Here is a 3,440-nt window from a genome sequence, read left to right on the forward strand (position 1 = left end):
TGGAACTTCTATTCTCTCAAACGGGAAGCCGATGCCTCTGAGCGACACACCCGAATCAGACCTTATGAATAACGCTCCAAGTTGAAGATCCGGGTAGAAACCGGTCGCATATTGATGAATATATCGATGAGTAGAAAACGAGAAGAGGAGGAGACTATGGCATTTTCGATTTATACTGCTGGAAATGGGACGTATGAGGAGTTTTGTGCCGGATACGACCCCGCTACCATGCCGTTCGACGCAACTGTTGGCGGACTTGGGTTCCTCGGTCAGGCTGTGGTGAACGAGGATCCTCGGGCGCGGTTGGCGATCGCGAATCGTCTGCTCGATGATGGCGCGGATCCCAGTCTGGTGAGCACAAGCCGTGATCGTATCAATGTGTTGCATGCGTTGTGGGGTTACAAGCAGGTTCGTGACCCCGAAGCGGAAGCGGCGCTGATCGGACGGTTGTTGGACGGCGGGGCGGACATTAATCTGCGCTCACCCAGGTTCGGTCTTCCACTGACGATGCTTGTCACGGATATTTCGGCCAGCCACGAATATTTGCGGGCCGCGTTTGCTGCGGTCACGGCGCACTCTCGACCTGACTTGACGGCGCATGTCGATCGGCGGCGTCAGGCCAGCGTGGGGCAGTATCTTGCGCAAACCAAGTCTGGTTTCATGCGTGATGAGGTTCGCGCGTATGCTGCGGCGACCGGGCAAGATATCGACGTGATCTCATGAGCCAGAAGCAGGGTATGGAGATTATTCCTCAGGCAGGGGCCTGTCTGATGACGATGAACGCGTGGAAGGGTCGCGCTCCGGTGCGGTGGATGCTACGCGAGCCCTCGAACGCACCAGTCGACAACGGCTGGCGCATCATGAGCGCGGCGGACAGCAGCGAGTACCTCGCCGACTCAAACAACTGGCGCATCACCGATTTCAACGATGCCTGCGAAATCGAGCCCGCTCTGATCGGCATCTACGACCTACCCGTCGGAAGCGATCTGCAAATCGTCATCGACGAGCACGGCAAACGCATCGTCGACACGCCGACCGGTCGAGAACTGACACCCGAGAGAATGTATGTCCCACCAGGCCACCGACGCTGACCTTCTTCCGCTTCCCACTCGCTCGGCTTTGCATAAGCCTCCAGGTGGGCCGATGGTATGACGTCACGGTGATGCAGCCGGCGGTCGGGTCGGGGTCGTGGGCGGGGCAGTTCGTCGCGAGTGTCGGGTCGGGTGTCGGGCAGGTGATGAGCGGTGCGGCGCAGATGAATCTGCGTGACACGGGGCGTGGGATCGAGGCTCTCGTCTTTGACGAGGACGTGCGTCATCAAGCGTGGCAGCAGGTGACGACGCTTGTTGACCAGGTTCGCGAGGGTAACCCGGTGGTGATCGGACAGCTCGTTGGGAACGCCCTGCCCGGAGCGGCGGCGTTGAAGATCGCGAAAACGAGCGGACTTGTGGGTCAGGCGAACAAATTCGCCGACTTCGCGAAACCCATCATCACGAACCCGAGCAGGACCACCAGCGCCCTCGACTGGCTCACGAACCAGATCGGCGCGGGAGGGGTGACAGTCAGCAACGAATTCACCCCGTCAGTCAGCGCCCTGGACTGGCTCAAGAACCACCTCGGCGCGGGAGGGGTGACAGTCAGCGACGTATTCGAGCCCACAATACGACCACCAGACGCGATTGACGGGTCGACCGTGAAGTCGCGTGGTGGAGGCGAGCGAGAGTCCGGTACTCCTGGCGAGAAGACAGAGGTTCTCGATCCCTTTGATCCGGACCGTAAGGGTGCGCTGCTTCCCAACGTGAGGTATCGTGCGAGTGCACCCGGCACAAACCACCAGTACGTGTACGAAACGAACGCTGACGGTCTGATCGAACGGGTCACCGTCGAGAACCTCCATCTGAAGCCCACCGGCCGTACTCGCTTTGAGAATGCGCGGGACACGCCAGACAAGCTCCCCACGGACGATGCGGGTCACCTGATCGCGGATGTCTTCGACGGCAGCCCAGAACTCGACAACCTCATCAGCCAAGCAACAGCTCTCAACCGCGGTGCGGGCTCGAAATGGACCGCAATGGAACGCGCCTGGCGAGATGCTCTCAGCGCCGTACCACCACGCGCCGTCACTGATATCGAGATCAAGGTTCTTTACGACGGCAGCAAACGACCAATAAGTTTGGATGTCCGATATGAAATCGGCGGCAAACCTGGCGGCGACAATTTCCCAAACCCCGTACCAAATATCGATTAGGGAACTGTAATGAACAACGAGAATAGTTTCGAACGGCTATCGGAGATCCAAAACGAGATTCTGAGCTTCAGCATGGAGCAGGTCGGTGATAAAGTCGACAAATTCTATGTGCAAGGTAAGATCACGGACGACAGCCGTGGAAATGTCACAAGTGTCCAGGGTAACATCAGGACTGTCATTGTCGGCGGTCGCGTCCTCGACGTCTCTGCCGTCCTGGATAAGACCGGGTTCTATGAGAATGTCGATTTCGTCAGGCCGCGAATCACGGAGCTGCACGACATCCTCCGTACCGTTCAGGGTAAATCCCCAGTGCGGTTTCGCTGGGCGGTGGACACCAAAGCGGGCACTGTTGAGAGTGATTGGACATACTACGACGATCTCTCTGACGAGGAGAAGAAGGACGATTTCTGGAGGTTCTGGAAGGGTGACGAAGCTTGGACGGCGCAGCTTGAGGCTGAGCTAGCCGGCGAGTAAAACCAAGAGGATTTTGCGTCTGATTGTGAAGTGTCAGCGGGAGACGCGGATCGAATACGAGATCGACGGGAAACGCATCTACGGCAAGAATATCGAATCTTTTTGAAGAGAGGAGGACAAGCTGGTATGTCCGAGTCATACTGCTGAATATGGGACATATGAGTAGTTTTGCGCCGTCTATGACCTCGCCACCATGCCGTTCGACGCAACTGGTGGCGTAGTTGGGTTCCTCGGTCAGGCTGTGGCGAGGATCCTCGGTCGCGGTTGGCGATCGCGAATCGTCTGCTCGATAATGGCGCGGATCCCAGTCTGGTGAGCACGAGCGGTGATCGGGGAGACGGTCTGAACGTGACTGGCACCACGGTTGTGTCGGAGATTTATTCCGAGCTGTCGACGTTGATCACGTCGTATGGTGCTCTGGCGCAGAAGGACACGGGCGAGTTCGATCAGTTCGGAGTGAGCATCGAAGTGCAGGACGCGCAGGATGCGCAGGGTGGCGAGGTGGCGCAGTGAGTGTGGTGGAGTTTTCTGCGGATTCGTGGCAGGCGTCGTCTCCGGGGTTGCAGAAGAGTCTCGCGGACCGGAGTGAGGCGCTTGAGGCGCTCCTGCAGGGGCTCCAAAGTCTCGCCGCGTCGGGGAACATCAGTGGTCAGGGTGCGGATGCGATGCGTGCGTATATTCGGGAGGTGCATGTCCCGATTGTGCAGTCCCTGTTGGT

Annotated in this window: 5 protein-coding genes; all 5 read left to right on the forward strand. The window is 58.4% G+C overall.

The genetic code is table 11. The features are described 5' to 3' along the window. Positions 1–156: 156 nt before the first annotated feature. The 5 genes from HRF29_RS14525 (at position 157) to HRF29_RS14545 (ending at position 3,235) form a co-directional block, all read left to right on the forward strand. Positions 157–723: a hypothetical protein gene (locus HRF29_RS14525; protein ID WP_173249563.1), complete on the forward strand. Its 567-nt coding sequence runs from the start codon at positions 157–159 to the stop codon at positions 721–723. Continuing rightward, the gene (locus HRF29_RS14530) at positions 720–1,091 is read left to right on the forward strand and encodes an immunity protein Imm33 domain-containing protein (protein WP_222929668.1); all 372 of its coding nucleotides are present in this window, start codon (positions 720–722) and stop codon (positions 1,089–1,091) included. The genes HRF29_RS14525 and HRF29_RS14530 overlap by 4 nt, the downstream gene beginning before the upstream one ends. Before the next feature lie 71 nt (positions 1,092–1,162). Continuing rightward, entirely contained in the window at positions 1,163–2,248 is a 1,086-nt protein-coding gene (locus HRF29_RS14535) for a DNA/RNA non-specific endonuclease (RefSeq protein WP_246227142.1), read from the forward strand. Between the two features lie 9 nt (positions 2,249–2,257). Then, on the forward strand, positions 2,258–2,722 hold the full coding sequence (locus tag HRF29_RS14540; RefSeq protein WP_173249565.1) for a hypothetical protein: 465 nt from the start codon (positions 2,258–2,260) through the stop codon (positions 2,720–2,722). A 264-nt stretch (positions 2,723–2,986) separates the two neighbouring features. Further along, positions 2,987–3,235 carry a hypothetical protein gene (locus HRF29_RS14545; RefSeq protein ID WP_173249566.1) on the forward strand — a complete coding sequence of 83 codons (249 nt, stop codon included), beginning with the start codon at positions 2,987–2,989 and terminating at the stop codon, positions 3,233–3,235. Positions 3,236–3,440 lie beyond the last annotated feature (205 nt).

This window comes from Rathayibacter agropyri (genome assembly GCF_013249015.1).
Lineage (GTDB): Bacteria > Actinomycetota > Actinomycetes > Actinomycetales > Microbacteriaceae > Rathayibacter > Rathayibacter agropyri.

Bases quoted from the DNA above. Each gene is read 5' to 3' on its own strand.
- HRF29_RS14535 (WP_246227142.1), top strand. From the start codon at position 1,163: ATGCAGCCGGCGGTCGGGTCGGGGTCGTGGGCGGGGCAGTTCGTCGCG.
- HRF29_RS14530 (WP_222929668.1), top strand. From the start codon at position 720: ATGAGCCAGAAGCAGGGTATGGAGATTATTCCTCAGGCAGGGGCCTGT.
- HRF29_RS14525 (WP_173249563.1), top strand. From the start codon at position 157: ATGGCATTTTCGATTTATACTGCTGGAAATGGGACGTATGAGGAGTTT.
- HRF29_RS14540 (WP_173249565.1), top strand. From the start codon at position 2,258: ATGAACAACGAGAATAGTTTCGAACGGCTATCGGAGATCCAAAACGAG.